27 protein-coding genes are annotated in these 25,727 nt (G+C 71.7%); 10 read left to right on the forward strand and 17 right to left on the reverse strand.

Features of this window, described 5'->3' with window-relative positions; genetic code table 11:
• Positions 1–13 precede the first annotated feature (13 nt).
• From allB to BOSE127_RS08050, 3 genes are all read right to left on the reverse strand, one after another.
• The gene (gene allB, locus BOSE127_RS08040) at positions 14–1,390 is read right to left on the reverse strand and encodes an allantoinase AllB (protein ID WP_159558121.1); all 1,377 of its coding nucleotides are present in this window, start codon (positions 1,388–1,390) and stop codon (positions 14–16) included.
• A complete protein-coding gene (locus BOSE127_RS08045; RefSeq protein ID WP_159556832.1) occupies positions 1,390–2,154 on the reverse strand; it encodes an aspartate/glutamate racemase family protein in 765 nt (254 codons plus the stop codon). Before BOSE127_RS08045 ends, allB begins: the two co-directional genes overlap by 1 nt.
• A gap of 168 nt (positions 2,155–2,322) precedes the next feature.
• On the reverse strand, positions 2,323–3,888 hold the full coding sequence (locus BOSE127_RS08050; protein WP_042538149.1) for an NCS1 family nucleobase:cation symporter-1: 1,566 nt from the start codon (positions 3,886–3,888) through the stop codon (positions 2,323–2,325).
• A gap of 240 nt (positions 3,889–4,128) precedes the next feature.
• On the opposite strand from BOSE127_RS08050, the gene BOSE127_RS08055 reads away from it, so the two are divergent.
• Complete coding sequence (locus BOSE127_RS08055; RefSeq protein WP_159556834.1) at positions 4,129–4,692, forward strand: VOC family protein; 564 nt, start codon at positions 4,129–4,131, stop codon at positions 4,690–4,692.
• Between the two features lie 61 nt (positions 4,693–4,753).
• Here BOSE127_RS08055 and BOSE127_RS08060 read toward each other — a convergent pair whose 3' ends face one another.
• Positions 4,754–5,485 carry a FadR/GntR family transcriptional regulator gene (locus tag BOSE127_RS08060; protein ID WP_017888487.1) on the reverse strand — a complete coding sequence of 244 codons (732 nt, stop codon included), beginning with the start codon at positions 5,483–5,485 and terminating at the stop codon, positions 4,754–4,756.
• 87 nt (positions 5,486–5,572) lie between these two features.
• Between BOSE127_RS08060 and BOSE127_RS08065 the strand changes: the two genes are divergently transcribed.
• From BOSE127_RS08065 to BOSE127_RS08080, 4 genes are all read left to right on the forward strand, one after another.
• Positions 5,573–6,478, forward strand: coding sequence for a proline iminopeptidase-family hydrolase (locus BOSE127_RS08065; protein WP_236559519.1), 906 nt, complete (start codon positions 5,573–5,575; stop codon positions 6,476–6,478).
• Positions 6,479–6,639: 161 nt separating this feature from the next.
• On the forward strand, positions 6,640–8,046 hold the full coding sequence (locus tag BOSE127_RS08070; RefSeq protein ID WP_017888485.1) for an APC family permease: 1,407 nt from the start codon (positions 6,640–6,642) through the stop codon (positions 8,044–8,046).
• The gene (locus tag BOSE127_RS08075; RefSeq protein WP_159556836.1) at positions 8,043–8,972 is read left to right on the forward strand and encodes an acetamidase/formamidase family protein; all 930 of its coding nucleotides are present in this window, start codon (positions 8,043–8,045) and stop codon (positions 8,970–8,972) included. The genes BOSE127_RS08070 and BOSE127_RS08075 overlap by 4 nt, the downstream gene beginning before the upstream one ends.
• Positions 8,973–9,047: 75 nt before the next feature.
• Positions 9,048–9,815 carry an SGNH/GDSL hydrolase family protein gene (locus BOSE127_RS08080; protein ID WP_235517588.1) on the forward strand — a complete coding sequence of 256 codons (768 nt, stop codon included), beginning with the start codon at positions 9,048–9,050 and terminating at the stop codon, positions 9,813–9,815.
• Between the two features lie 6 nt (positions 9,816–9,821).
• On the opposite strand, the gene BOSE127_RS08085 is transcribed toward BOSE127_RS08080, so the two are convergent.
• The 3 genes from BOSE127_RS08085 to BOSE127_RS08095 form a co-directional block, all read right to left on the reverse strand.
• A complete protein-coding gene (locus BOSE127_RS08085; RefSeq protein ID WP_159556838.1) occupies positions 9,822–10,313 on the reverse strand; it encodes a GNAT family N-acetyltransferase in 492 nt (163 codons plus the stop codon).
• A 4-nt stretch (positions 10,314–10,317) separates the two neighbouring features.
• On the reverse strand, positions 10,318–11,721 hold the full coding sequence (locus BOSE127_RS08090) for an LLM class flavin-dependent oxidoreductase (protein ID WP_201300442.1): 1,404 nt from the start codon (positions 11,719–11,721) through the stop codon (positions 10,318–10,320).
• 137 nt (positions 11,722–11,858) lie between these two features.
• Positions 11,859–12,227, reverse strand: coding sequence for a VOC family protein (locus tag BOSE127_RS08095; protein WP_017888480.1), 369 nt, complete (start codon positions 12,225–12,227; stop codon positions 11,859–11,861).
• A gap of 62 nt (positions 12,228–12,289) precedes the next feature.
• Between BOSE127_RS08095 and BOSE127_RS08100 the strand changes: the two genes are divergently transcribed.
• Positions 12,290–12,742, forward strand: a complete 453-nt coding sequence (locus BOSE127_RS08100) for a MarR family winged helix-turn-helix transcriptional regulator (protein WP_159556840.1) — start codon at positions 12,290–12,292, stop codon at positions 12,740–12,742.
• Here the strand turns inward: BOSE127_RS08100 and BOSE127_RS08105 are convergent.
• Complete coding sequence (locus tag BOSE127_RS08105) at positions 12,730–13,299, reverse strand: uridine kinase family protein (protein WP_042538166.1); 570 nt, start codon at positions 13,297–13,299, stop codon at positions 12,730–12,732. The genes BOSE127_RS08100 and BOSE127_RS08105 overlap by 13 nt on opposite strands.
• A gap of 53 nt (positions 13,300–13,352) precedes the next feature.
• On the opposite strand from BOSE127_RS08105, the gene BOSE127_RS08110 reads away from it, so the two are divergent.
• Complete coding sequence (locus BOSE127_RS08110) at positions 13,353–13,808, forward strand: GNAT family N-acetyltransferase (protein WP_159145892.1); 456 nt, start codon at positions 13,353–13,355, stop codon at positions 13,806–13,808.
• Here the strand turns inward: BOSE127_RS08110 and BOSE127_RS08115 are convergent.
• The gene (locus BOSE127_RS08115) at positions 13,762–14,337 is read right to left on the reverse strand and encodes a TetR family transcriptional regulator (RefSeq protein WP_071251998.1); all 576 of its coding nucleotides are present in this window, start codon (positions 14,335–14,337) and stop codon (positions 13,762–13,764) included. The genes BOSE127_RS08110 and BOSE127_RS08115 overlap by 47 nt on opposite strands.
• A gap of 95 nt (positions 14,338–14,432) precedes the next feature.
• Here BOSE127_RS08115 and BOSE127_RS08120 point away from each other — a divergent pair, with 95 nt between their 5' ends.
• Both BOSE127_RS08120 and BOSE127_RS08125 read left to right on the forward strand, forming a co-directional pair.
• On the forward strand, positions 14,433–15,485 hold the full coding sequence (locus tag BOSE127_RS08120; protein ID WP_056070474.1) for a zinc-binding alcohol dehydrogenase family protein: 1,053 nt from the start codon (positions 14,433–14,435) through the stop codon (positions 15,483–15,485).
• 18 nt (positions 15,486–15,503) lie between these two features.
• Entirely contained in the window at positions 15,504–16,316 is an 813-nt protein-coding gene (locus BOSE127_RS08125; RefSeq protein WP_071251997.1) for a hypothetical protein, read from the forward strand.
• Here BOSE127_RS08125 and BOSE127_RS08130 read toward each other — a convergent pair.
• The 7 genes from BOSE127_RS08130 to BOSE127_RS08160 all read right to left on the reverse strand — a co-directional run bounded on the left by BOSE127_RS08130 (position 16,309) and on the right by BOSE127_RS08160 (position 23,547).
• Entirely contained in the window at positions 16,309–16,779 is a 471-nt protein-coding gene (locus tag BOSE127_RS08130; RefSeq protein ID WP_017888473.1) for a GNAT family N-acetyltransferase, read from the reverse strand. The two genes, BOSE127_RS08125 and BOSE127_RS08130, sit on opposite strands and share 8 nt — an antisense overlap.
• 27 nt (positions 16,780–16,806) lie before the next feature.
• Positions 16,807–17,256 carry a Fe-S cluster assembly sulfur transfer protein SufU gene (gene sufU, locus BOSE127_RS08135; protein ID WP_159556842.1) on the reverse strand — a complete coding sequence of 150 codons (450 nt, stop codon included), beginning with the start codon at positions 17,254–17,256 and terminating at the stop codon, positions 16,807–16,809.
• Complete coding sequence (locus BOSE127_RS08140; RefSeq protein WP_017888471.1) at positions 17,253–18,545, reverse strand: aminotransferase class V-fold PLP-dependent enzyme; 1,293 nt, start codon at positions 18,543–18,545, stop codon at positions 17,253–17,255. The genes sufU and BOSE127_RS08140 overlap by 4 nt, the downstream gene beginning before the upstream one ends.
• 135 nt (positions 18,546–18,680) lie before the next feature.
• A complete protein-coding gene (locus tag BOSE127_RS08145; RefSeq protein WP_017888470.1) occupies positions 18,681–18,893 on the reverse strand; it encodes an antitoxin in 213 nt (70 codons plus the stop codon).
• Positions 18,894–18,988: 95 nt separating this feature from the next.
• Positions 18,989–20,272, reverse strand: coding sequence for a chloride channel protein (locus BOSE127_RS08150; protein WP_159556844.1), 1,284 nt, complete (start codon positions 20,270–20,272; stop codon positions 18,989–18,991).
• A 100-nt stretch (positions 20,273–20,372) separates the two neighbouring features.
• A complete protein-coding gene (locus tag BOSE127_RS08155) occupies positions 20,373–22,484 on the reverse strand; it encodes an alpha-galactosidase (RefSeq protein WP_071251995.1) in 2,112 nt (703 codons plus the stop codon).
• A gap of 79 nt (positions 22,485–22,563) precedes the next feature.
• Entirely contained in the window at positions 22,564–23,547 is a 984-nt protein-coding gene (locus BOSE127_RS08160) for a magnesium and cobalt transport protein CorA (RefSeq protein ID WP_017888467.1), read from the reverse strand.
• A gap of 153 nt (positions 23,548–23,700) precedes the next feature.
• On the opposite strand from BOSE127_RS08160, the gene BOSE127_RS08165 reads away from it, so the two are divergent.
• The gene (locus BOSE127_RS08165) at positions 23,701–24,510 is read left to right on the forward strand and encodes a tryptophan-rich sensory protein (RefSeq protein ID WP_159556846.1); all 810 of its coding nucleotides are present in this window, start codon (positions 23,701–23,703) and stop codon (positions 24,508–24,510) included.
• A gap of 83 nt (positions 24,511–24,593) precedes the next feature.
• Here the strand turns inward: BOSE127_RS08165 and ald are convergent, their stop codons facing one another.
• Positions 24,594–25,694, reverse strand: a complete 1,101-nt coding sequence (gene ald / locus BOSE127_RS08170) for an alanine dehydrogenase (RefSeq protein WP_017888465.1) — start codon at positions 25,692–25,694, stop codon at positions 24,594–24,596.
• Positions 25,695–25,727 lie beyond the last annotated feature (33 nt).

A 25,727-nucleotide genomic window follows, 5' to 3' on the forward strand; every position in this document is an offset into this window, starting at 1 on the left:
ACCGGAACGATCGTTACAGTGGTGTTTCCGACGCGAGCACGGGGCGACCGGCCAGGCGACCCTCGACCCGCACCACGCCGCCGTCGGCCGTGGCGATGCGGTGGCCACGGAGCCAGGTCTCGGTGACGCTGCCGCGCACACGGAGCCCGTCGAACGCCGAGACCGGGTTGCGGTGCTCGAGCCCGGCGACGTCGACCACGGACCGGGCAGCGGGGTCGAACACGGCGAAGTGGGCCAGCGCACCGGGCGCGATCACGCCGCGGTCATGCAGCCCGACCAGGGCGGCGGGACCGGTCGTGAACAGCGGCAGCAGTGCCTGCAGCGGGACTCCGCGGCGCTCGGCCTCGGTCCACACCGCCCGGAACCCGACCTGCAGCCCGGCGACCCCACCCCAGGCCAGGCCCCAGTCGTCGGTCTTCAGGTCCGCGGTGGAGGGCGAGTGGTCCGACACCACGAGGTCGATCGTGCCGTCGAGCACGCCCGCCCACAGCGCGTCGCGGTTGGCGTCGTCACGGATCGGCGGACAGCACTTGTAGGCGGTCGCGCCGTCCGGGATCGTGCCCGCCTCGAACGACAGGTAGTGCGGACACGTCTCGACCGTGATGCGCACGCCGTCGTCCTTCGCCGCGCGGAGCATCGGCAGCGCGCCCGCGTCGGACAGGTGCAGCACGTGCACCCGTGCCCCGGTGGCCCGTGCGCCGTCGATGACCTGCGCGATCGCGGACCGTTCGGCGGCGACGGGCCGGGTGGCCAGGAAGTCCGTGTACCGGCCACCGAGCGCCTGGTGCGGCACGAGGTGTTCCGGGTCCTCGGCGTGCACGATCAGCAGGGCGTCGATCCGCGCGACCTCGGCGATCGCGGCGCGGAGCTGCTCGGAGTCGAGGTGCGGGAACTCGTCCACACCGCTCGGCGCCGTGAAGCACTTGAAGCCGAAGACGCCGGCGTCGTGCAGGGCGTCGAGCGTCCCGAGGCTCGCGGGGACCGCACCGCCCCAGAACCCGACGTCGACCGCCACCCGGCCCTCGGCGCTCGCCCGCTTGACGGCGAGCGCCTCGACCGTGGTCGTCGCGGGGATCGAGTTGAGCGGCATGTCCACGATCGTGGTGACACCGCCCATCGCAGCGGCCCGGGTCGCGGATGCGAAGCCCTCCCACTCGGTGCGGCCGGGCTCGTTGACGTGCACGTGGGTGTCGACGAGCCCGGGGAGCAGTACCTGCCCGTCCGGCACGGTGTGGTCCTGCACGGTGTCGACGACCGCATCGACCGGCAGGACGTCGGTGACCCGTCCGTCGTGGACGACGACCGCGGCCGGACGGAACGTGCCGTCGACCCAGGCTCGGTGCGCGCGGACGACGAGGTCGGCGGTGGCGGCCGCCGCCGGGAGGCCCATCACGCGCCCGCCCCGGCCGTCGCGACCGCCACCGGGTGGCGTTCGAAGCCGGCCAGCAGCCCCGACATTGCCTTCGTCGGCGGCAGGGCGTACTCACCACGCTTGCCCGTGGACACCCCGAGGCGGACGAGCGACTCGGCCAGGACCGTGGCAGCCGCGACACCGTCGACGACCGGCGCCCCGATCGCGAGCGAGATCTCGGCGCAGAAGTCGGCCATGCCCGCACACCCGAGCACGACGGCATCGGCTCCCCCGTCGATGACGGCTCGGCACTCCTCGGTCACGAGCGCCCGCGCACCGGACGCGGGGTCGTCGAGCTCGAGCACCGGGACCTCGCACGCACGGATCTCGGTGACGAGCGGTGCGAACCCGTAGCGCTGGGCGAGCTCGTGGGCGCGGCCGGTCGTCCGCGCCAGGGTGGTGACGACGCCGAACCGGCGGCCGAGCATCGCGGCGGCGTGGAACCCGGCCTCGGCGATCCCGATCACCGGCACCGTCGCGAGTTCCCGCGCGGCGTCGAGCCCCGGGTCCCCGAAGCAGGCGACGACGAAGGCGTCCACCCCGTCCTGCTCACCGCGGGCGATCTGCTCGAGCAACCCGGGGACGGCCAGGGCCTCTTCGTAGTGGCTCTCGATCGAGGCCGGCCCCATCGTGGGCTCGACCGCTTCGATCAGGGTGCCGGGCGCGGCGACGGCCTGGGCTGCGACGCCGATCGAACGCGTCATCGACGCGGTGGTGTTGGGGTTGACGACGCGGATGCGCATCGGGGTCCTTCCGGTGGAGCGGGTGGAACGAGTGGAGCGGTGGAACCGGTGGTGCTGGGTGGTGACCATCGTGGCGGGGCCGGGGCGGACCTCCCGGCCGTGGTGTGGATCCGTGGACGAGCGAGCGTCGCGACCCGCCCTGTGGAGGACGGGCCGCGACGCCGACGGTCAGGCGCGACCGACGGCCGCGCCGTCGTCGACCGTCGGGTCGTCCGCGTCGAGCACGGGCATGCTCGGCCGGGCGCGCTCGAGTGCCCAGAAGACGACGAGGCCCAGGCCGCAGCCGATGAACCAGCTGTAGCTCGACAGCCACGGCAGCACGCCCAGCGCCGGGGGCAGGACCGCGCTCGCGACCGAGACCGCGCCGGTGACCACGAGGGTCCAGATGGCGTTCGGGTTGAAGCCGCCGCGGTACCAGTACCGGGCAGTGCGGCTGGTGGAGTACATGTCGTCGATCGCGATGCGCTGCTTGCCGACGATGTAGTAGCCCGCGATGAGGATGCCGAACAGCGGGCCGATCAGCGCACCGAGCACACCGAGCGTGTACAGGATCGCCTGGTCGTTGCCGTACCAGTTCCACGGGGTGAGGAGCACCGAGCCGACGGCGGCGATCATGCCGCCGGCACGCCACGAGATCTTCCGGGGCGCCACGTTCGAGAAGTCGAACGCGGGGCTGATGAAGTTCGCGACGATGTTGATGCCGACGGTCGCGGTGACGAACGTCAGGCCACCGAGCAGGATCGCGAAGGGTGCTCCGATGGCCTGCACGGTCTCGATCGGGTCGGTGATGAGCTTGCCGAACACCGGCATCGTCGCACTCGCGCAGAGCACCGTCAGGACCGAGAAGAACAGGAAGTTGATCGGCAGTCCCCAGAAGTTGCCGCGCTTGACCGCCCGGAACGACCGGCCGTAGCGCGAGAAGTCACCGAAGTTGAGCATCGGGCCGGAGAAGTAGCTGACCACCAGGGCGACCGCGGACAGCATCACCGGGATCGACGCCCCGAACGACAGCGGCTCGCCCGCCGACAGGGTGAACGAGATGTTGCCGATGCCCGCCTGGCTGACCAGGTAGACCGCGAGCACGATCATCACCACGTAGACCGCCGGTCCGGCCCAGTCGATGAACCGCTTGATGGCCTCCATGCCCATCCAGAACAGCGCCCCCTGCGCCACCCAGAGGATCGCGTACGAGATCCACCCCAGGGCCGACAGCCCGAGGAACGAGTGGTCGAGCAGCCCCGCCGACGCCGGGATGAACTTGAGGAAGATGATGTTCAGCGACTGTGCTGCCAGGAAGGTCTGCACGCCGTACCAGGCCATCGCGATGAGACCGCGGATGATGGCGGGGACGTTCGCGCCGAGCACTCCGAACACCGCGCGGTTGATCACGGGGTACGGCACTCCCGTGCGTTGCGACGGCTTGGCGACCAGGTTCGCGAAGACCTGCACGATCAGGATGCCGACCACCAGGGCGATGAGCACCTGCCAGCTCGCGATGCCGAGGGCGAAGAGCGACCCGGCGGTGACGTAGCCGCCGACCGAGTGCACGTCCGACATCCAGAAGGCGAAGAAGTTGTAGCTCGTCCAGCGCTGCTCGCGGAGCGGGGCGAGGTCCTCGTTCGTGAGCGCCGGGTCGTACCCGGGCTTGACGACGCCGGCACCCGCCGGGGCAGGAGCGGCGGTCGTGGTGGGGGCGTGGGGCGCGGCGACTGGTGTCGCGATGTCGGTAGCCATGGCGTCCTCCGAGGGAGTGGGAAGCGGGGCGGTGCGTGCTTGAGCACGAAGCTACGGAGCGACTTCGCCCCCGCCGTTTCCCTCGTGTAACGGTCGTGTGTCCCAGCCCCCGTCCTGGAACGACCGTTCCGGAAGGTCGCAGGAGACCCGCACTGCGGCTTGCCGCATCGATGGGCACGCACCCCGCACGCACCCCGCACGAGCCCGAGCTGCGGCGACTGCCGGTGGTACGAATCGACCATGAGCAGGGGAATCAGGATCGATCACGTGGGCGTCACGGTGCCGGACATCGACGCAGCCACGGAGTTCTTCGAGGCGGCGTTCGACGCCGTCGTCCTGTACGACATGCGCCGTCGTGACGAGATGCCGAACAGCAGTCCCGAGGCCCACGGGTACCTCGGGATCCCGAGCACCATGGCGCAGGGGGCCATGCGGATGCTCGCGCTGCCCGAAGGCCCGGGGCTCGAGCTGTTCGAGTACCTGGGACCCGAGCAGCGGTACGCCGCACACCCGTCCGACCTGGGGTGGCAGCACCTGGCGATCTACGCCGACGACCTGGACGAGACGCTCGCCCAGGTCGAGGCGGCCGGGGGCACCCGGAACTCCGACCCCCGCGACCTGCGTGGTGACGAGGCGGGGGCCGGCAACCGGTTCGTCTACACCCGCACGCCGTGGGGATCGACGCTCGAGCTCGTCAGCTACCCGACGCCGCAGCCGTACCTGGTGTACGCGCCGCGGCCGAAGTGGGCGCCGTGGCCGATGCCGGACGACGTCTACCCGGTGCCGGCACCCGCCGTGCACTGACGAGCAACCGCCGCACCGACCGACCAACCGAGAAGCAACACACCGACCGACAGACCGCCCCTCAGTGCCGGGGCACCTGCCCCGTCCGCCGCACGGCCCGTTCGAGCAGTTCGACGTCGATCCCGACGTGCTGCCGGGCGATCACGCCCGCCTCGGGTGCGCGGCCAGAACACACCGCGTCCACCAGCCGTTCGTGCTCGTGGAGCGCACGGGTCTCCATCTCCGCCATGCCCTCGGCCGTGCCCCACAGGTGCGCCGGAGCGGCGATGGAGATCTGCGCCTCCAACCCGGCGAGCGCCGTCCGCAGGGCGTCGTTCCGCGCGGCGTCGATGATCGTCCGGTGCAGCACGGCGTCGGCCTGCTGCTTCTCGAGGCCCGAGGTGGCGTCGCGGAACACCTCGAGCCGTGCCCGGATCAGGGCGGCGTCCTCCGGGGTCACCCGTTCCGCGGCGGCCGTGGCGAGCGCCCCGTGCAGCAGCGCGATGGCGTCGGCGGTGTCCTGGATCGCCTCCCACCGCGCGAGCAGCACCCGCCCGACGGCGTCCGACGAGCTGTCCGGCCACTCGGTGCGGACGAACGTGCCACCGCCCCGGCCCCGACGGGTCTCGAGCAGCCCCCGTTCGACGAGCCGGGCGATCGCACTGCGAACGGTGACCCGGGCGACGCCGAGCAGGCCGGCCAGTTCGCGTTCCGGCGGCAGGTTCGCGCCGGGCAGGTACTCGCCCACGGCGACGGCGGTCACGAGGCGGTCCTCGACCTCGTCGACGCGCGTCTCGGTCGCACGATCGGACACACGGACCCCCCTTCACGGTGTTACGACCACGTTAAGGCAGCAGAAAAGGTATTGCGTGGGACCTTTTTCCGCTCCATGCTGACCCCCATGTCCAGCATCACCGAATCCACGATGCCGTTCCGCGACGGCGAGACCTGGTACCGGGTCACCACGCCCGACACCCCGGTCGCCGGCGCGCTGCCCCTCGTCGTCCTGCACGGCGGGCCCGGCATGGCCCACGACTACCTCCGGAACCTCGCGGCCCTGGCCGACGAGACCGGCCGGACCGTCGTCCACCACGACCAGTTCGGCTGCGGCCGGAGCACCCACCGCCCGGACGCCCCGGCGGACACCTGGCAGCCGCAGCTGTTCGTCGACGAGTACGCCGCCCTGGTCGAGCACCTCGGGCTCGGCGACCACCACGTGCTCGGGCAGTCGTGGGGCGGCATGCTCGGCGCAGAGATCGCAGTGCAGCAGCCCGCGGGCCTCCGCTCGCTGGCGATCTGCAACTCCCCCGCGTCGATGCAGCTCTGGGTCGACGGCGCCGCCGAGCTCCGCGCGCAGCTGCCCGCCGACGTGCAGGACGCCCTGACCCGGCACGAGACGGCCGGCACCGTCGACGACCCCGAGTACCTTGCGGCGACGCAGGTCTTCTACGAGCGGCACGTCTGCCGCGTGGTCCCGAGCCATCCGGACTTCGTCGACTCCGAGGAGCAGATGGAGCGCGAGCCGACGGTCTACCACACGATGAACGGCCCGAACGAGTTCCACGTCGTCGGCACGATGCGCGACTGGACCATCGTCGACCGGCTCGACCGCGTCGCCGTGCCGACGCTCGTCGTCGCCGGCGAGCACGACGAGGCCACCCCCGCCACGTGGGCCCCGTTCGTCGAGCGGATCGCCGACGTCCGACAGCACGTCTTCCCCGACGCGAGCCACTGCTCGCACCTGGAGCAGCCGGCGGAGTTCCGCCGGGTCGTCGCGGCCTTCCTGGCCGCGCACGACGACGCCTGACCCGGCCACGACCATCCCTGGAGGCGCGGGGCGGGCCCGCCCCGCGCCTCCAGACCGGAAGTCCCCACCCGAGGCGCGGGGCGGGCCCGCCCCGCGCCTCCAGACCGGAAGTCCCCACCCCCACAGCCGCACCCGTCCCTCCACCCGAAACGGAACCCGACATGTCGCAGCAGCACAGCGAGCTCTCCGCACAGCAGCAGCTCGAGGCCTACGGCTACAAGCAGGAGCTCAAGCGCTCCGTCAGCACCACCGACCTGCTCATCTACGGGCTGGTCTTCATGGTCCCGATCGCCCCGTGGGCGATCTTCGGGACCGTCTACAACGCCTCCAGCGGCATGGTGCCGCTGGTGTACCTGGTCGGCCTCGTCGCGATGATCTTCACCGCTCTGGCCTACGCGCAGATGGCGAAGTCGATCCCCCTCGCCGGCAGCGTGTTCTCGTACGTCGGCCGCGGCATCCACCCCACCGCCGGGTTCTTCGCCGGCTGGGCGATCCTGCTCGACTACCTGCTCGTCCCGACGCTGCTCTACGTGTTCGCCGCCGAGAGCATGGTCGGCATCTTCCCGGGCACGCCCCGCTGGCTGTGGGCGCTCGTGTTCGTCGCGATCAACACCGTCATCAACCTGGCCGGGGTGTCCTCGCTCAAGCTCGCGAACCGCATCTTCCTGCTCATCGAGCTCGTCTTCGTCGCGATCTTCGTCGTCATCGCGATCGTCGCGCTGACCGGCGGCACGATCCCGGACGCGTCCTTCAGCACCGCGCAGATCTGGGACCCGGCCAAGGTGTCGGCCCCGCTCATCGCGTCGGCGCTGTCGATCGCGGTGTTGAGCTTCCTGGGCTTCGACGGCATCTCCACCCTGTCCGAGGAGTCCACCGGCCGTCGTGGCGGAGCCGGCACGGCGATGATCCTGGCGCTCGTCATCGTGGCGTTCCTGTTCATCCTGCAGACCTGGCTCGCCAGCGCCCTCGCCGGGGGTCGTGACGCGTTCCCGAAGGGTGAGGCCGGCAACGCCTTCTTCACCATCGTCGAGCAGGCGTCGTCGAGCGGGTGGGCCACCGCGTTCTTCGCCGTCAACGTGCTCGCCGTCGGCATCGCGAACGCCATGGCCGCCCAGGCCGCGACCAGCCGCCTCCTCTTCTCGATGAGCCGCGACCGTCAGCTGCCCGCGTTCCTGCACAAGCTCAACGGTCGCCAGGTGCCGCAGAACGCGATCATCGTCGTCTCGGTGCTGTCCGCGATCCTGGTGCTGTTCTTCGTCGGGCAGATCGACACGATCTCGTCGCTCGTGAACTTCGGCGCGCTGTTCGGCTTCATGCTCCTGCACGTGTCCGTCTTCGTGCACCACGTCGTCAAGGGGAAGTCGCGCAACTGGCTGCTGCACCTGGTCGTGCCGCTGATCGGGTTCCTGATCATCGGGTACGTCCTGCTGAACGCCGCGGTCGAGGCGAAGGTCGGCGGCATCGTCTGGCTGATCGTCGGCGCGGCCGTGTTCCTGTACTACCGACGCACCGGCCGCTCCACCGAGGTCGGCTCGGAAGCAGAACCGACGACGGAGGACGCACGATGACCCCGGACCACTTCCTGCCGAACACCTTCGGCCGCCCCGGGTTCTCCGCAGACCGGGAGCCCGTGCTGCGGGTCCGCCCCGGCACCGGCGAGACCATCGGCTTCGAGACCACCGACGCCGTCTACGCCGAACTCGACCAGCACCACGACATGGCGCAGCTGCAGGCACCGATCAACCCGGTGACCGGCCCGGTGTTCGTCGAGGGGGCAGAACCCGGCGACACCCTCGTGGTGACCATCCACGCCATCGAGCTGACCACGCACGGGTGGTCGGTGTCCCTGCCCGGCTCCGGGGCCCTGCAGCACGTGATGGGCGACCGGGTCTTCGCCCGCCGATGCCCGATCTCGGACGGCACGGTGCAGGTGTCCGACCGGCACCGGTTCCCCGTGCGGCCGATGATCGGGTGCATCGGGACGGCCCCGGCCGAGGGTGAGAACTCGACGATCATGCCGGCCTACCCGGAGGGCGGCAACATGGACGTCACCGAGGCCCGCCCCGGCTCGACCGTGTCCCTGCCCGTCCGGGTCCCCGGCGCACTGCTGTCGATCGGCGACATCCACGCGCTCATGGCCGAGGGCGAGTCGTCGTTCGTCGCCATCGAGGCCCAGGGCACCGCGATCGTCTCCGTCGACCTGGTCAAGGGCGGCCCCGTGCTCCGCGCACCCCGCATCGAGACCGCTGACGACTGGCTGTTCGTCGGTCTCGGCGACCCCGTGCAGGAGAGCGTCCGGCGCGGGTACGAGGACGCCTTCGCGTTCCTCGTCGACGAGCACGGCTGGACCGCCGAGGACGCCTACGCGGTGCTCAGCGCGGTCGGTGACTCGAAGCTCGGCGGGCCGACCGGCTCCACCGCGCCGGACCCGTTGCACCCCTTCGCCGCCGTCGGCGCAGTCACCCTGCACCGGGTCCCGAAGTCGGTGCTGTGAGGGTTCGCTGATGCGGGTTCCCGGTACGACTGTCGTGCCGGGAACCTGCACAGGCATGTGCACGATGATGGGCGCATGCACGACACCATCCGCTACGTCGCGATCGGCGACAGCTTCTCGGAGGGCATCGGCGACGCCGGGGCCGCTCCGTTCCCCGGCTGGACCGGACGACTCGCGAGCGCGATGGCGGGCGCCTCGGACGCCCACGTCTCGTACGCCAACCTCGCGGTGCGCGGCCGACTGCTCGCCGGGGTCCTCGGCGGTCAGCTCGAGGCCGCCCTCGCGCTCGACCCGGCGCCGACCCTGATCACCTTCTGCGCCGGCGGCAACGACCTGCTGCGCCCGCGCTTCGAGGTGGACGCGCTGATCGGGCAGGTCGAGGCCGCCGCCGACCGCGTCGAGGCCACCGGCGCACGCCTGGCGCTCCTCAGCCCGGCCGACCCGAGCGCCCGCCTGCCCCTCGGTTCCCTGATCAACCGCCGCGGTGACGCCTGGGCCGAGGCGCTCGGCACCCTCGCCCGGCGCCGCGGACTGCCGTTCGTCGACGTCTCCCGCGACCCGCACCTCGGCCGCGCCGAGTTCTGGTCGGACGACCGGCTGCACATGAACGCCACCGGGCACCAGCGCGTCGCGGACCTGGCGCTGCACGCGGTCCTCGACGGCCCCGCGCCGCTCGAGCCCGCGGACGCCGGCGCCACCCGGGCCCGCCTGGGAGAAGAGCTCCGCTACTACCGCGAGTACGTCCTGCCGTGGCTGCAGCGCCGGATCACCCGCACGTCGTCGGGCGACGGGCGTTCGGCGACCTACCCGACGTGGACGCCGGTGCACGGTCGGGACGCGTAGCCAGCGTCAGCCCGCGACGTACACGCGGGTGGTGACCCCGCTCAGCGCGTGCGCGAACTCGTCACCCGTCGCCACGAAGCCACCCGCCTCGTACAGCCGCACCGCACGGTCGTTGTCGCCGAGCACGTGCAGCACCACGCGCGGGTGGCCGGCGGCCCGGGCATCGTGCACGGCCTCGGACAGCAGCGACCGTCCGACCCCGCGGGCCTGCACGCCGGGACGCACCGCGAGCAACGACAGGTAGGCGGCGTCCGCCGGGTCCGTCGACCGTCCGGTGCCGGGCGCCGTGACCAGCACGAAGCCGTCCACCGCGCCGTCCGGTCCGGGCACCACCAGCCAGGCGACGTGGTCAGCGGCGAACTTCTGCCGGGCTCGCTCCCGGACTGCCGGGTCCTCGGGGGCGCCGTCACGGGCCCCCACGGCCGCGGCCCACAGGTCGATGCAGGTGTCGGTCTCCTCCGGGGTCGCAGGACGCACGACCACGGACGACTCGATCACCCGATCAGCCTACGACCGCCCGGCTCCCGATCCTGAACGACGCCCCACGGTGCTCGTCGGGCAGCCGGTCCCCGCGGCCGTGCAGCTTCTGCCGGAGCGAACCCGGCTCGTACGCCTCCGGGTAGGCCCCGCGGGCACGGAGTTCCGGGATCACGAACTCGATGACGTCCTCCCACGTGCCCGGCGTGACCGCGTACGCCAGGTTGAAGCCGTCGACGTCGGTCAGCTCCTGGATCTCCTGCAGCCGGTCGGCGATGGTCGCTCCCCCACCGACCGCCACCGGGCCGAGCCCGCCGATCGCCGTCTGCCGCGCCAGGTCGCGGATCGTCCACTTCGACCCGTCCTCGCCGGTCGCTGCCGCGATGTTCGCCGCCGCCGACTGGATCGCGTTCGACTCGACGTCGCCGAGGGGCTGGTCCGGGTCCCACTGCGACAGGTCGACGCCCATCCAGCCGGAGTTGAGCACCAGCGCACCGAGCTCCGACGCGTACGACAGGTAGTCCTCGTACTTCGCCTGGGCCAGCTCGTCGGTGGCGTCCGTGATCACGGTGAGCAGCGTGTAGACGCGGGCGGCGTACCGGTCGCGACCAGCTGCCTCCAGGGCGTCCCGGACCTTCGCGACGGTCGACGCGAGCTGCTCGACGGTCGGTGCACCCACGAAGACCGCCTCCGCGTTCTCGGCGGCGAAGCGGATGCCGCGCGGCGACGCGCCCGCCTGGTAGATGACGGGCGTGCGCTGCACGGACGGCTCGGACAGGTGGATGCCCGGCACGTCGAAGTGCGTCCCGTGGTGCTCGATCGGGTGCACTTTCGTCGGGTCCGTGAAGACCCCGGCTTCGCGGTCGGCGACGACGGCGTCGTCCTCCCACGAGCCCTCCCACAGCTTGTAGAGGACCTCGAGGTACTCGTCCGCCACGTCGTACCGGTCGTCGTGCGACAGCTGGTCCGTCTGGCCCATGTTGCGTGCGGCGCTCGGCAGGTACCCGGTGACGACGTTCCAGCCGACCCGGCCCTCCGTCAGGTGGTCGAGCGTCGACATGCGTCGGGCGAACGGGTACGGGTGCTCGTACGCGGTGCCGGCCGTGATGCCGAAGCCCAGGTGCTCGGTCACCGACGCCATCGCCGACACGAGCAGGATCGGGTCGTTCACGGGCACCTGCGACCCGGTGCGGAGCGCGGCCTCGTTCGAGCCGCCGTACACGTCGTAGGTGCCCAGGACGTCGGCGATGAAGATGCCGTCGAACGCGCCGCGCTCGAGCGTCTTCGCCAGGTCGGTCCAGTAGGTCAGGTCGCGGTAGTCCCGCGACCGGTCGCGGGGGTGCCGCCACAGTCCGGAGGACTGGTGCGCGACGCAGTTCATGTCGAACGCGTTGAAGCGGATCTGCCGGTGCTCGCTGCTGGTGGTCACGGGTCGAGACGCTACGTCGGACACCTCGGACCGTCACGGATCGTGACGAAGCGTGACGGTCGGCTCCGGCGACGGACTGGAGGCCCGCCCCGCGTCCGGCGCGCCGCCCGCGCCCGACGCATGGCCGGCTCCGGGGCTCAGGCGCGGTCGTGGAGCGTCACGTGGTAGCCGTCGGGGTCGGCGAACGTGAACGTCCGGCCGAACGGGCCGTCGATCGGCGCCGAGACGATCCGGTGCCCGTCGGCGACCAGCGCGTCGTGGATCGCCTGGACGTCGGTCGCGTGCAGCCAGATCGCGGCGCCGATGCCGGGCTGTGCCACCGCGTCGAGGTCCGTGCCGGGGACGATGTCACGCAGGGCGAAGGCGATCGGCGTCGTCTCGAACACGACGGCGTGCGGCGGGCCGGCCTGGGAACGGACGAGACCGAGGTACCGCTCGTAGAACGCCTGCGAGGCATCGAGGTCGCGGGTCTGCAGGGAGATGAAGTCGGGGCCGGTGACGGGCATGTGGTGCTCCTCAGGTTCGTGTCAGTCTTCTGACACGGGACAACCTATGTCAGACTACTGACATGCGTCAAGACGACACCGGCATCCACCTCGAGACGTCGATCGGCTACCTGCTCAAGGAGACCGCGAGCGCCCTCCGTGCCTCGATGGAAGCCGTGCTGCGCCCACTCGGCATGACGGTGACGCACTACTCCTGCCTCGAACTGCTGGCGCAGCGACCCGGCCTGTCGAACTCCGAGCTCGCGCGCGGCACGTTCGTCACCCGGCAGTCGATGAACGTGCTGCTGCAGACCCTGGAGCGGGACGGCTTCGTCACCCGTGCCACCGAGCCGTCGGTCGGCAAGGCGCTCCCCACGCAGCTGACCGACAGCGGACGACGGAGTCTGGCGCAGGCGAGTGCGGCGATCCGCGGGGTCGAGCAGCGGATGCTCACCGACCTGACCGCGGACCAGCAGACCGAGGCCCGTCAGATCCTGCGGAGCATGGTCACTTCGCTCCGCGGTCAGGCCACGTAGCGCACGGACGCGGTGTCCTTCGGTGCGTACCGCTCCTCGAAGTCGCGCTCGTTGGGGATCCACACGTCCCGCCAGAGCGCATCGTGTCGACGCCCGAGCGCGCGGTCACGAGCCATGCCCCGACGAGCCGCAGTTTCGAGATCCACGTCACACCAGACCGTGACGTCGAGGTACGGGAGCGCCTCGGGGTGGAAGAGTCCGATCAGGTCGACGATCAAGACGTCCGTCCGCGGCAGTGGCTCAGCCGGGCCGAGGGCTCGAGCCGACCAGTCGAACCGCTGGAACGCGCTCACCCGACCGGCCCGGTGCGGTTCGAGGACCGACGAGACCAGACGGGGACGATCGACGCCGTCCCAGTCGGAGGACCGCTGATGGGACCGAACGGGGTCGAGGAAGTCGTCGCCGCGGATGCGGACCGCGCCGGGGAGCCCCTCGACGAGCGTGCGCGTCAGCGTGGACTTGCCGGATCCGCAGTACCCGGAGACACCGACGACGATCGGTGCACGCGCCGAGGCGCGGCGGGACGCGACAAGGTCGATGACGCCGTCGCGGTCCATCGGGCAAGCGTACGAGGTCGATGACCGGGCGCCGGGGTTCGTAGGCTGAGCGGATGGACGTCGCACTGCGGGACAGCACCACCGAAGACCTCGAGTGGCTCGTCGAGCTCCGGGCCGTGGTGCTGCGCGACGACCTGACACGACTCGGTGTGTTCGACGAGACGCGTGTGCGACAGCGCCTCCGCGACGCGTTCCAGCCACAGCTGACCCGCATCGTCGTGGTCGACGGCCGCGACGTGGGCTCGATCACCGTGCGCAACGAGGACGGCGTCCGCTGGGTCGAGCACTTCTACCTCGCGCCCGACGTCCAGGGCCGTGGGGTCGGGTCGACCGTGCTGCGCGCCGTCCTCGACGAGCCCCACGACGGCCCGACGCGGCTCAACGTGCTGGTGGGCAGCCCGGCTCGCCGACTCTACGAACGACACGGCTTCGTGCTCGACACCGACGACGGCGTCGACGTGTTCATGACGCTTCGGGCCGCCGATCGAGCACCCCACGGAGCGCACTGAGCTGCTCGTCGACCACGTCGGCCATCCGGCGCTCGGCCGGTCCGGTGAGCCAGGCCTCGAGGGCCAGGTGGAACAGCATCACGGTCGTCTCGGCGATGACCGCCGCCTCGGACGGATCGAGCCCGCGGTGGACGAAGGCCTCGCGCACCGCGTCCGTCAGGTCGGCACGCTTCCGGGCGTCGCGCTCCCGGAGCGAGGACTCGGACAGCACCAGCCGCCGCACCGAGCCGACCTCGCCGTGCCGCCCCTCGAACCGCTCGTCGGCGACGGTGCAGAGGCCGTGCACGACGATGTCGAGCGGGTCGATCCCGGTCGGCGCGCCCTCGATGGCAGCCCGGGCGAGGTCGGGGATCTCGTCACCGGCGAAGATCACCTCGCGCTTGTCGGCGAAGTACCGGAAGAAGGTGCGGGTCGTCAGGCCGGCCCGTGCGGTGATCTGCGGCACGGTCGTCGCCTGGTAGCCCTGCTCGGCGAAGAGCTCGAACGCCGCACGCTCGAGTCGCCCTCGGGCATCCGGAGACCAACGCATGTGTCCACAGTAGTGGTGATGACACGTCGTGTCATGGTTGACTGGACGATGACACGTCGTGTCATGACTCACTTCGAGCAAGAGATCGGGACACCATGTCGCCATCGGGCAACGCAGCACTCTGGACCACGTCGACCGGGCGGTTCACCGTCGGGCCCGCACCGGTCCCCCAGCCCGGCCCCGGCGAACTCGTCGTCCGCGCCGAGGCCGTCGCGGTCAACCCGGTCGACGCCGTCGGCGGGCTCTTCCGGCACCTGGTGTTCCCGAAGCTGCGGTTCCCCGCGGTCCTCGGCTCGGACGTCGCCGGCACGGTCGTCGCGATCGGCCCGGACGTCGAGCGCTTCCGCGTGGGCGACCGGGTCGTCGGGCACGCCGCGGGGCAGGAGCAGCACCGGAACAGCGCTGCCGAAGGCGCCTTCCAGCACCAGGTCCTGCTGCTCGAACGCGTGACGACCCCGGTGCCCGACGACCTGTCCGCCGAGCAGGCGGCGGTCCTGCCACTCGCCGTCTCGACCGCAGCGGCCGGTCTCTTCGAACCGGACCAGCTCGCACTGTCACTGCCGACGGCAGACACGGTCGACCGCGACGGCGTCGTCCTGGTGTGGGGTGCGTCCACGAGCGTCGGTGCCAACGCCGTCCAGCTCGCCCGGGCCGCCGGGTACGCCGTGATCGGCACCGCATCGCCGAAGAACCACGGGTTCGTGCAGGACCTCGGGGCCGAGGCCGTGTTCGACTACCGCGACGACGGTGCCGCACGCCGCATCCTCGACGCACTCGCCGACCGGGAGCTCGCCGGCACCCTCGCCTTCGGTCAGGGTTCGTTGACCCGCACGCTCCCGATCGTCCGGACGGCCACCGGCTCCGGCCGGCTCGCATCCGCGTACCCGACACCGGTGACGACGATCCGTGCGCGGCTCGAGCGCCGACACGGGGTCCACGTCACTGCGATCTGGGGCGGCCGCCCGACGGAGTCCGAGGTCGGCCCGGCGATCTACCGCGACTTCCTGCCCGAAGCGCTCCGCACGGGTCGTTACCGTGCCACCCCGACCGCCTCCGTCGTCGGATCGGGACTCGCCGCGATCCCCGACGCCCTGGCCGGGCTCCGCGCCGGTGTCTCCGCCCGGAAGCTCGTCGTCACGCTCCCCTGAGCCGATAGCGTCGGGAGCATGACCGATGCCGACGTGCCCGACGACGAGACCTTCAGCTTCACGATGTCGGGCGGAGGCACGCCACGGGGACACCTGCAGGACCCGAGCGCCGTCACGCTGCACCTGGACCCGCGGCTCCTCGGCGACGCCGCCAGGGGCAAGGAGATGTTCGCCCGAGCCATCGACCAGCAGCACGCGGCACTGTCCGCCTACGCCACGGCGCTCCAGGTCGCCGACGGAGACGTGACCGCCTCCGCGGTGCAGGACGCTGCGACCGCACTGCACGAGGCGCTCCAGTTCCTGCCGATCGCCCATACCGTGTACACGGGCGTCGGCTTCCCCACAGCCCGCGTCGGGGACGGCCCCCGCCCGACCTCGCTGCGACCGGAACGCGGCGAGCGCGGCCTCGGCGTCCATCCGGACATGCTCACGGCGATCCACGGCGACACCTCGCAGCGGTGGGAACTCGCGTGCGAAGAGGGCCTCCCCCTCGCCGTCGAGATCGCACTGGCGACCGATCCGGACGAGAACGTGCGGTCGGCCTTCCTCACGGCGACGAGGTCACGAACCGTCGTCCTGCTCATGGAACAGCGAGAGACCGATCCGGGCGTCCTCGACCAGCTCGCCCAGCAGAGCTACGCGAGCCCCGAACGGAAGTTCCCGCTGCGGTTCATGCACCTCGCACCGCGTGAGCTCGACGGGCTCTACGAGCTCCTCGGTCTCGACGAGCAGGCCATCGCGCGCGCGGAGGCCCGCTGGGCGCAGGCGCAGGATCGGAACGAGCGCATCAGCGTCGGTGACGCGCTGCGTGAGATCGGCGTCATCAGCTGATCCGCTTCGCGTACCAGCGGTCCGAGTACGGATCATCGTTGAACGGCGACACCCGGACGAAGCCGAGCCGTTCGTAGAGCGCACAGGCCTCGGCGAGCTCGGCCCGCGTGTCCAGCCGCAGCGACGTGGTCCCGCGGTCTCGGCAGAAGTCCTCCACGTGGCGCAGGAGCGCCGAACCGATGCCTCGGCCGCGGTGTTCCGGCAGTGTGAACACCTTCGTCAGCTCGCCGACGGCACCGACGAAGCGCACGCCGGCGCAGGCGACAGCGGCTTCCCCTTCACTCGCGACGACGAACACCCCGGAGTCACCCTGCAGGTCGTCGTACGGCTCCTCGTCGAGCGCACGGTCGACCTCGGCCGACGTCGCCGCGCGCCCGTACCACCGCGACGCGACCTCGGTCAGGTAGGCCCGCACGATCGCGTCGGCCCGGCCTGCGCCGGGTCGCTCCGTCTCGAAGATCATCGCGCCCCATGCGTGGCCGCACCCGGCTCAGCGGGACGCGGTCGCCTCGCGCGCGGCGGCTTCCGCCGCGACCCAGGCGAGCATGCCGCACTTGACGCGCATGACGAACTTGGAGACGCCGTGGAAGGCGACGAGGTCCTCGAGGACGTCCTCGTCGGGTTCACCGACGCCGCGTGAGCGCATCATGGTGCGGAACTCCTCGGTCAGTGCGAGGAACTCGGGCACCGTGCGGCCGACGGCCATGTCGGTGAGGACCGATGCCGAGGCCATCGAGATCGAGCAGCCGTCACCCTGCCAGGCGAGCCCGGCGATGCGGTCGGTGCCGGCTTCGAGCCGCAGGCTGACCGTGATCTCGTCGCCGCACGTGGGGTTCCGCTCGAAGTGCGAGCCGTCCGCGTCCGACATCGCACCGTCGCCGTGCCGCGCCTTCGCGTGGTCGAGGATGACCTGCTGGTACAGGCTGTCGAGGGCGTTCACGCGGTCGCTCCGAAGTAGTCGCGGATCTCGGCGACGGCTGCGAGGAACCGGTCGACGTCGTGCTCGGTCGTGTACACGTACGTGCTGGCACGGCTCGTCGCGACGAGGCCGAGCCGGCGGTGCAGGGGCTGGGCGCAGTGGTGGCCGGAGCGCACGGCGATGCCCTGCGCGTCGAGGTACTGCGAGACATCGTGGGCGTGCACACCGTCGACGTCGAAGGACACCAGGCCGGAGCGCGGGACACCGGCGGGCGGGCCGACCAGGCGGATGCCGGGCACGGCAGCGAGGCCGACGAGCATCCGGCGGGCGAGGTGCTCCTCGTGGGCGCGGACCCGTTCCATGCCGATGCCCTGCAGGTAGCGCACGGCCTCGGCCAGGGCGACCGCCTGGGACACGGGCTGCGTGCCGGCCTCGAACCGCTCGGGCGCCGGCATGAACTCGGAGCCCTCCATCGTCACGGTGGTGATCATCGAGCCGCCGGTGCGGAACGGCGGCAGGGCGTTGAGCAGCTCGCTCCGTCCCCAGAGCACGCCGATGCCGTTCGGGCCGAGCATCTTGTGCCCGGAGAACGCGGCGAAGTCGACACCGAGCTGCTGCACGTCGAGGGGACGGTGCGGCGCGGACTGGCAGGCGTCGAGCACCACGAGGGCACCGCGGGCGTGGGCGAGGCCGACGACCTGCTCCACGGGGGCGATCATCCCGGTGACGTTCGAGACGTGCGAGAACGCGACGACCCTCGTGCGGTCGGTGATCAGCGCTGCGGCGTCGTCGGCGGTCCAGGTGCCGTCGTCGGCGACCGGGATCCAGCGCAGGGTCGCACCGGTCAGGGCTGCGAGTTCCTGCCACGGCACGAGGTTGGCGTGGTGCTCGGCCTCGGTCACCAGGATCTCGTCGCCGGCGCCGAGCCGGAAGCGTGCGGCGTCGACGCCCCCGCGACCGCGGCTGGCGTTGGCCATGCCGTAGGCGACGAGGTTGAGGGCGTCGGTGGCGTTCTCGGTCCAGACGACCTCGGCCGGGGCAGCCGCGCCGATGAACCCGGCGACGGTGGCACGGGCGTCCTCGTAGGCGTCGGTGCTGAGCGCCGCGAGCGTGTGCGCACCGCGGTGGACGGCGGCGTTGTCGTGCTCGAGGAAGCGTCGCTCAGCGTCGAGGACCTGACGCGGGCGTTCCGCCGTCGCCCCGGAGTCCAGGTACGCCAACGGCTGCCCGTTCACGTCCTGCGCGAGGATCGGGAAGTCCTGCTTGATCGCCTCGACCTCGGTCTCGGTGAGCGGCTGGTTCGGCGCCACGACTGTCACGTCTCGTCCTCCTGGTGCTGCTGTCCGGAGCAACCCGTCCATGGTGTCCGTTGTTCCCGACCGCGTCCAGTCGGCACGGTGACGGCCCAGGACCACGCCGGGACCTGGGCCGTCGCACGTCGTTCGTTACTCGTTGCCGATCTTCTCGTCCGCTGCGTCGCGGGCGCCGTCGATCTTGTCGTCGTACTTGCCGCCCGTGGCCTTCTTGACCGCGTCGGCCACGCCGCCGAGCACCTTGTCGCTGACGTCCTCGGCCTTCTCGCTCTTCAGGGCGTCCTGGACCTTGCCGTCCTTCAGGAACTCCTGGGCCTTCTTCGTGATGTCGTCGAACCCCGCCATCGGCTGCTCCTCGTCTCGGTGCGGAGCCCGTCGCTCCGTCCTGGCGCCGACAGTAGGCCCCTGGGCCGCCGTCCGCACCGGAACGTCCGGGGTCCTCACACCATCTGGGCGCTGCGACGACGGGCGAGGACGTACCCGACGGCGACCGCGCCGGACACCGCGAGCAACGAGGGCACGAGGATGTCGGTGCCCTGCTGCGTGAACTCGACGACGAGCACGAGCGCCGTGAACGGTGCGCGCATGGTGGTGGCGAGGAAGGCCGCGGCACCGACGAACGCGAAGGCCGCCAGGCTCGGGCCGTCCGCCGGCCAGAGCAGCAGCCACGCGCCACCCAGTCCGCCGCCGATCGCCGAACCGATCGCGATCGAGGGGGTCAGCGTGCCACCGACCGCACCAGCGCCGATGGTGGCCGAGGTGGTCACGGTCCGCAGGACCCCGAGCAGCAGCAGGAACACCACCGGCGAGAGACCGGCGAACGACGAATCGTCCAGGGCGCTGTTCATCGCGACGAGGCCGAGCGCCCGCCCGTTGCCGAGGATCTCCGGGAACGGGATCGCGATGAGCCCGACCATCGCGAACACCAGCGGCAGCACGACGAGCAGGTGCCAGCCCTTCGGCGCGATGCCCTGCAGTCGGTTGGTCAGCTTCACGAACCCGACCCCGGCGAGCCCGAGCACCGGCCCCACGACGATCGCCCAGACCAGCAGCGACGGCGACAGGTGCATCGCGGGCACGTGGTAGAGCACCTCGTCCGGGATCACGAGCCGGGCGGTGATGGCGGCGACGGCACTCGTGGCGAAGGCGGGCAGCGCGGTCGCGAAGCTGATCTCGCCGAGCAGGACCTCGACCGCGAACAGGGCACCGCCGAGGGGCACGTCGTACACGGCGGCGAGGCCGGCCGCGGCACCGCAGGCCACGAGGATCTTCGTCTCGCGCGCCGTCAGCCCCGCACGACGGGTGACGAGCTGGGCGAGCCAGGCCCCGACCTCGCGCGGCGCGACTTCCTTGCCGATGGACGCCCCGAGCCCCACGGCCAGGATCTGGACGCCGGCGTTCGCGAGCGTCGCCAGGGCGGGCATCCGCTTGCCGTCGACGGCCGCGGTGACCGAGACGATCGAACGACCCCACCGACGGAGCGCCCACCAGGCGAACCCGGTCAGGACCCCGGCGGCGGTGAGCGCGAGGAACCGTTTCAGCCCGGAGGGGGCGTCGGCCGCCTCGAGGTGCCCACCGAACCCGTACCCGAAGGCGACGAACTGGATGAGCTGGAGCGCGAGCCAGACCGCGATGCCGGCGATGCCGCCGGAGACGCCCACCAGGGCGGTGACGACGGCGAGCTTGAGGGCCCAGACCGGGGTCGCGTGTCCGGAGTGCGGCATGACCGGAAGCCTAACGGGCCGGACGCACCCGATGACGGACCGCGACGGGCCCGCCGGACGCGGGGCGGGCCTCCAGGCCGGGTGTCCCGACCACCCGCCGTCAGACGGCCGTCACCCGGAACGGCACCACGCCCTCGGCCGGCATGAGCGGCGGCTGCAGGCCGACCGTGCCGAGCACCCGTCCGCTGAAGACGCGCGGGCCGGACCACCAGTCCGGTCGAACCAGGTCATGGCCGGCCCCGATGACCACGGGGTCGACGCGGTACGACGTGTCCGGGTCGAGGTCGCGGAAGGTGACCCGGCCGGTGCCGGACACCTCGGAGCGCCCGATGCTCGCCAGGAAGAAGACCGCCTGCTGCCGGTCCGGCGTGACCGTGCCGTACACGAGCCGCGAGTCGTCGACCTCGTCCGAGCGCACCAGGTCGCCGCCGTGCAGGAGCGGGCGGAGCTCCCGGTACAGCGCGATCCACTCGGTGAGCGCCCGGGACTCCTCGGCGGTCGCACCGGCCAGGTCCCACTCGATGCCGAGGTGCCCGACCAGGGCGGTACCGGCGCGGAAGGCGAGGTCGTGGACCCGACCGGTGGTGTGGTTCCGGCCGCTGGCGATGTGCGAGCCGAGCAGCTCCGGCGGCAGGAGCTGCTGCGTCCACCGGTGCATCTGCTGACGCTCGAGCGGGTCGATGTCGTCGGACACCCACACCCGCGCGGTGTGCTCGATGACGCCGAGGTCGACGCGGCCGCCACCCGACGAGCACGACTCGATCTCGAGCGCCGGGAACCGCTCGCCGAGCGTGGCCATCAACCGGTACGCCGCGAGGGTCTGCTCGTGGACCGCTGCACCGCCACCGGGGAAGCCCGCCTCGACGAGGTCGCGGTTGTGGTCCCACTTGACGTACTCGATGCCGTACTCGCCGATGATCGCCGTCATCCGCTCGAGCACGTACGCGAAGGCCTCGGGGATCGCCAGGTTGAGCACCTGCTGGTCGCGGGAGCGCGCGGGCAGTCGTCCGTCGGCCTGCAGGATCCACTCCGGGTGGGCGCGGGCGAGGTCGCTGTCCTCGTTCACCATCTCGGGTTCGAACCACAGGCCGAACTCCATGCCGAGTGCACGGACGCGGTCGACCAGGGGTCCGAGCCCGTCCGGCCAGACGTCCTCGTCGACGTACCAGTCGCCGAGGCCGGCGTGGTCGTCGCGGCGCCCGCGGAACCAGCCGTCGTCGAGCACGTAGCGTTCGACGCCGAGGGCCGCAGCACGCTCGGCGAGGTCGACGAGGCGGGCCAGGTCGTGGTCGAAGTACACGGCCTCCCACACGTTGATCGTCGTCGGGCGCGGCGTCGTCGGGTGCTGCGGGCGGCTGCGGAGCCAGCGGTGGAACCGTCTGGCCTGGTCGTCGAGTCCGTCGCCGTGCGCGAAGTACACCCACGGCCCCTCGTAGGTGGCACCGGTGTCGAGCCGGACCTCGCCGGGCAGCAGGAGTTCGCCGCCGCCGATGACCTGGCGGCCGGTGGCGAGCCGTTCGGCGTGGTGCCGGTGGTTCCCGCTCCACGCGGTGTGGACGCCCCAGACCTGGCCGCGGGCGAAGCCGAAGCCCGGCTCCCCCACCGTCAGCACGGTCGCCGCGTCGGTGCCGGTGCGGCCCTTCCGTCCCTCGCGCTGGTGGGTGCCGACGACGAGTTCCCGGCGCTGCGGGGTCCGTTCCTTGCCCCAGCGGCCGGCGAAGTCCAGGATCTCGCGGGCCCCCGACGGGATCGGCATCGCGAGCGTCAGGTCGTCGACGGTGTAGGCACCGTCGACGGTGTTCGTCACGCTCGCCCGGGCCCGCACGAGCCCGGAGCCGAGCATCTCGACCACCACCCGGATCGTGAGCCCGGCGGTGGTGTCCGCGGCGTCGGCGGTGACCGTGGTGTCCGTGACCGCGAGGGCCGTCACCGTGAACGCCGGCGACCAGTCGGCACCGTCCCGGTGCCCGGCGAGCCCCGGACGGCCGCTCCAGCCCCGGTGCGGTTCGGGCAGTACCGACAGGCGGACGGGGGCGTCCATCTCGTTCGGGGACACCGGGGTGACGTCGGCGTCGGCGAGGGCCGTCAGCGCGGCGGTGTCGAGCGGGCCGAGCGCCGCTCCCCAGTGCACGACGGCGGGGAGCGCGTCGTCGCGGCAGTCGAGGACGAGCGAGACGCCACCGGCGCTCAGGTGGACGAGTTCGTGCGGCATGCGGGCTCCAGTCGGCGTCGTTGCACGTCAGAGCTTTCCGGTCCGGGGCCGTCCGCTGCAAATCCGGCTGCGGCGCGGCTCAGAACCAGCGCTTCACCTTGAACACCACGTACAGGATCGCCGCGAACAGGACCATCGCGACGATCGACAGCGGGTACCCCCACGTCCAGCCGAGTTCGGGCATGTGCGTGAAGTTCATCCCGTAGATCGCGGCGATGAGCGTCGGTGCGAACAGGATCGCCGCCCAGCCGGAGATCTTCTTCGTGTCGTCGTTCTGCTTCTGGGCCGCCAGGGTGGAGTCGACGGTCAGGGCGTTCTGCAGCAGCTGCCGGAAGGTGTCGAGCCGCTCCACCACCCGGATCGAGTGGTCGAGGACGTCGCGGAACCGGCGCTGCATCTCCACCGGCAGGTGGTACTTCTCGGCACCGCGGTGCAGGTTCTCGATGATGTAGACGAGTGGACGCGCTGCACGCTGGAAGTCGACGACCTCGCCGAACAGCTCGTACACCCGGCGGGACACCCCGGCCTCGCCGGAGAACAGCTGGTCCTCGATCTGGTTGATGTCCTCTTCGAGCCCGTCGATCACCGGCACGTAGCCGTCCACGATGGAGTCCATGAGCGCCCAGAGCTGCGCCTGCGGCCCGACCGTCACCAGACCCGGCTTGCCGCTCATCCGCTGCAGTGCCCGGGGAACGGTCTGCTTGCCCCGCGGGTCGGCCTTCACCACGACGAGGAAGAACGTCTCACCGACGAAGGCGTGCACCTCGCCGAACGCCACCTCTTCCTGCTGGTCGTTGTACAGCGCGGGCTTGAGCACCACGAACAGCGTCGATCCGTAGCGCTCGAGCTTCGGTCGCTGGTGCCCCTCGGCGGAGTCCTCGACGGCGAGCTCGTGCAGACCGAGGGCGACCGCGACGTCGCCGAGTTCCTGGGCGTCGGGCTGGTGCAGGACGATGCACGCACTGGCGCCCTGCTCGTCGAGCATCCGGAAGGTGTCGTCGAGGGACGGACTCGCGATCGGGGCGATCCGGTCGATGTAGACGGTGTTCAGTTCGACGCTCACGCGCCCACCGTACGCAGGGTGGCCGGTCTCCGGCCTGGAGGCCCGTGCCGGCTCCGCCACACGCCCCGCGTCCTGCCTGAACGCGCGCTGCACGACCGCCGCCACCGGCCGCCTACGGTGCAGGTCATCAGCATGCTGACGAAAGGGACTGTCATGAAGAGGATCTGGAAGCGCATCGCGGTGGCCGTGAGCGCGGTCGTCGCCGTCATCGGCGCGTACGTGGGGTCGGGCGCTGCCGGCGGCACGCCCATCCAGGACGCCGCCGGTGGCGCCCTGTCGGCGTCCTCGACCGCGATCGCCCCGGACGGCCCGGCCTTCTCGATCTGGAGTGTGGTCCACGCCGGGCTCATCGGCTACGCGGTGCTGCAGCTCTTCCGCACCGCGAACGACGAACGGCACGAGCGGCTGGTGGTGCCGGCGGTGCTCTCCCTGCTGCTCAACGCCGCGTGGATCCTGTCGGTGCAGTTCGGGTTCCTGTGGGCGAGCGAACCGATCATCGTCGCACTGCTCGTCGTGCTGATCTGGACGTTCACGATCCTGCGCCGGACCCCGTCCCGGGGCGTGGTCGAGGCGATCCTGACCGACGGCACGTTCGGGCTGTACCTCGGGTGGGTCTGTGTCGCGACGGCCGCCAACACCGCCGCGGTGCTGACGGCGGCGGGCTTCCGTGGCTTCGGACTCGGACAGGACCCGTGGGGCGTGCTCGTCGCCGCGGTGGCCGGGCTCGTCGGGGTGCTCATCGCGCTGTGGGGCCGGGGACGCCTGGCACCGATGGCCTCGGTCGCGTGGGGCCTGGCGTGGGTCGCGGTGGCCCGGTTCGACGGGCCGCTCGTCTCCGTCCCGACGGCGGTGGCGGCCGTGGTGGCTGCGGCGGCCGTGGTCGTGGTGACCGTGGTGGTGCGGGCCCGCGCCGGCTGGGTCGGCGGCCGTGCCGGTCGGGCGGCGGCTCCGGTGGCGGCCTGACGCGCGACTGCCTGCGCGTCGTTTCGGGCTGAGCGACACCTCACGCAGCGATTGGGCCGTGAGGTGTCGCTCAGCGCGAAGAATCAGCGCGCGGACACGACCAGGCCGTGCGCGGCGGCGACCGCGGCGTTCGTGACCCGGCCGGCGTGCACGTTCAGGCCTCCGGCGAGGGCGGGGTCGGCCTCGAGCGCGGCTTCCCACCCGCGGTCGGCGATCGCGACGGCGTAGGGCAGCGTGGCGTTCGTCAGCGAGATCGTGCTCGTGCGCGGGACGGCGCCGGGCATGTTCGCCACGCAGTAGTACACGGTGTCGTGCACGGCGAACGTGGGGTCGTCGTGGGTCGTCGGGCGGGAACCCTCGAAGCAGCCGCCCTGGTCGATCGCGATGTCGACCAGCACCGAGCCGGGTCGCATGTCGGCGACCATGGCGTCGGTGACGAGCTTGGGAGCCGAGGCCCCGGGGATCAGCACCGAGCCGATGACCAGGTCCGCGTCGCGCAGGGCCTCGGCGATGGCGTGCGCCGACGACCGCAGGGTCGTGACACGCCCGTCGAACCGGGCGTCCAGGGCCCGGAGCCGCGGCAGGCTGATGTCGAACACGGTGACGTCGGCCCCCATGCCGAGCGCCATCGTCGCGGCGTGCTCCCCCGCGACGCCGCCGCCGATGACGACCACGCGGCCCTTCGGCGTGCCGGGGACCCCGCCGAGCAGCAGTCCGCGTCCGCCGTTCGTCCGCATCAGGTGGAACGCGCCGACCTGGGCGGACAGCCGCCCGGCGACCTCGGACATCGGCGACAGCAGGGGCAGCGAGCGGTCCGGCAGCTGCACGGTCTCGTAGGCGATGGCCGTCGCACCCGAGTCGATGAGGGCGTCGGTCAGGGGGCGGTCTGCGGCGAGGTGCAGGTAGGTGAAGAGCACCTGCCCCGGGCGGATCATCGGGTACTCCGACGCGACCGGCTCCTTCACCTTGAGGATCAGCTCGGCGCGTTCCCACACCTCGGCCGCGGTGTCGACGATCGTGGCGCCGGCGGTGCGGTACTCGTCGTCGGTGAACGCCGAACCGGACCCGGCGCCGGCCTGCACCAGGACCTGGTGGCCGTGCGATGCGAGCTCGGCGACACCGGCGGGGGTGGCCGCGACGCGGTACTCGTTGTTCTTGATCTCGGTGGGGACGCCGATGCGCATGCGGACTCCTTCGTGGGCGGTGCGTTCGTCCCG

It is taken from the genome of Curtobacterium sp. 8I-2 (genome assembly GCF_902506155.1).
GTDB lineage: Bacteria > Actinomycetota > Actinomycetes > Actinomycetales > Microbacteriaceae > Curtobacterium > Curtobacterium poinsettiae.

Excerpts from the sequence above, each read along its gene's own strand:
- BOSE127_RS08145 (WP_017888470.1), bottom strand. The coding sequence starts at position 18,893 with ATGGCGGGGTTCGACGACATCACGAAGAAGGCCCAGGAGTTCCTGAAG.
- BOSE127_RS08100 (WP_159556840.1), top strand. The coding sequence starts at position 12,290 with ATGCGTCAAGACGACACCGGCATCCACCTCGAGACGTCGATCGGCTAC.
- BOSE127_RS08045 (WP_159556832.1), bottom strand. The coding sequence starts at position 2,154 with ATGCGCATCCGCGTCGTCAACCCCAACACCACCGCGTCGATGACGCGT.
- BOSE127_RS08055 (WP_159556834.1), top strand. The coding sequence starts at position 4,129 with ATGAGCAGGGGAATCAGGATCGATCACGTGGGCGTCACGGTGCCGGAC.
- BOSE127_RS08130 (WP_017888473.1), bottom strand. The coding sequence starts at position 16,779 with ATGATCTTCGAGACGGAGCGACCCGGCGCAGGCCGGGCCGACGCGATC.
- BOSE127_RS08155 (WP_071251995.1), bottom strand. The coding sequence starts at position 22,484 with ATGCCGCACGAACTCGTCCACCTGAGCGCCGGTGGCGTCTCGCTCGTC.
- BOSE127_RS08105 (WP_042538166.1), bottom strand. The coding sequence starts at position 13,299 with ATGGACCGCGACGGCGTCATCGACCTTGTCGCGTCCCGCCGCGCCTCG.
- BOSE127_RS08110 (WP_159145892.1), top strand. The coding sequence starts at position 13,353 with ATGGACGTCGCACTGCGGGACAGCACCACCGAAGACCTCGAGTGGCTC.
- BOSE127_RS08075 (WP_159556836.1), top strand. The coding sequence starts at position 8,043 with ATGACCCCGGACCACTTCCTGCCGAACACCTTCGGCCGCCCCGGGTTC.
- BOSE127_RS08120 (WP_056070474.1), top strand. The coding sequence starts at position 14,433 with ATGTCGCCATCGGGCAACGCAGCACTCTGGACCACGTCGACCGGGCGG.
- BOSE127_RS08070 (WP_017888485.1), top strand. The coding sequence starts at position 6,640 with ATGTCGCAGCAGCACAGCGAGCTCTCCGCACAGCAGCAGCTCGAGGCC.
- BOSE127_RS08050 (WP_042538149.1), bottom strand. The coding sequence starts at position 3,888 with ATGGCTACCGACATCGCGACACCAGTCGCCGCGCCCCACGCCCCCACC.
- BOSE127_RS08125 (WP_071251997.1), top strand. The coding sequence starts at position 15,504 with ATGACCGATGCCGACGTGCCCGACGACGAGACCTTCAGCTTCACGATG.
- BOSE127_RS08165 (WP_159556846.1), top strand. The coding sequence starts at position 23,701 with ATGAAGAGGATCTGGAAGCGCATCGCGGTGGCCGTGAGCGCGGTCGTC.
- BOSE127_RS08115 (WP_071251998.1), bottom strand. The coding sequence starts at position 14,337 with ATGCGTTGGTCTCCGGATGCCCGAGGGCGACTCGAGCGTGCGGCGTTC.
- ald (WP_017888465.1), bottom strand. The coding sequence starts at position 25,694 with ATGCGCATCGGCGTCCCCACCGAGATCAAGAACAACGAGTACCGCGTC.
- allB (WP_159558121.1), bottom strand. The coding sequence starts at position 1,390 with ATGGGCCTCCCGGCGGCGGCCGCCACCGCCGACCTCGTCGTCCGCGCG.
- BOSE127_RS08065 (WP_236559519.1), top strand. The coding sequence starts at position 5,573 with ATGTCCAGCATCACCGAATCCACGATGCCGTTCCGCGACGGCGAGACC.
- BOSE127_RS08080 (WP_235517588.1), top strand. The coding sequence starts at position 9,048 with ATGCACGACACCATCCGCTACGTCGCGATCGGCGACAGCTTCTCGGAG.
- BOSE127_RS08150 (WP_159556844.1), bottom strand. The coding sequence starts at position 20,272 with ATGCCGCACTCCGGACACGCGACCCCGGTCTGGGCCCTCAAGCTCGCC.
- BOSE127_RS08095 (WP_017888480.1), bottom strand. The coding sequence starts at position 12,227 with ATGCCCGTCACCGGCCCCGACTTCATCTCCCTGCAGACCCGCGACCTC.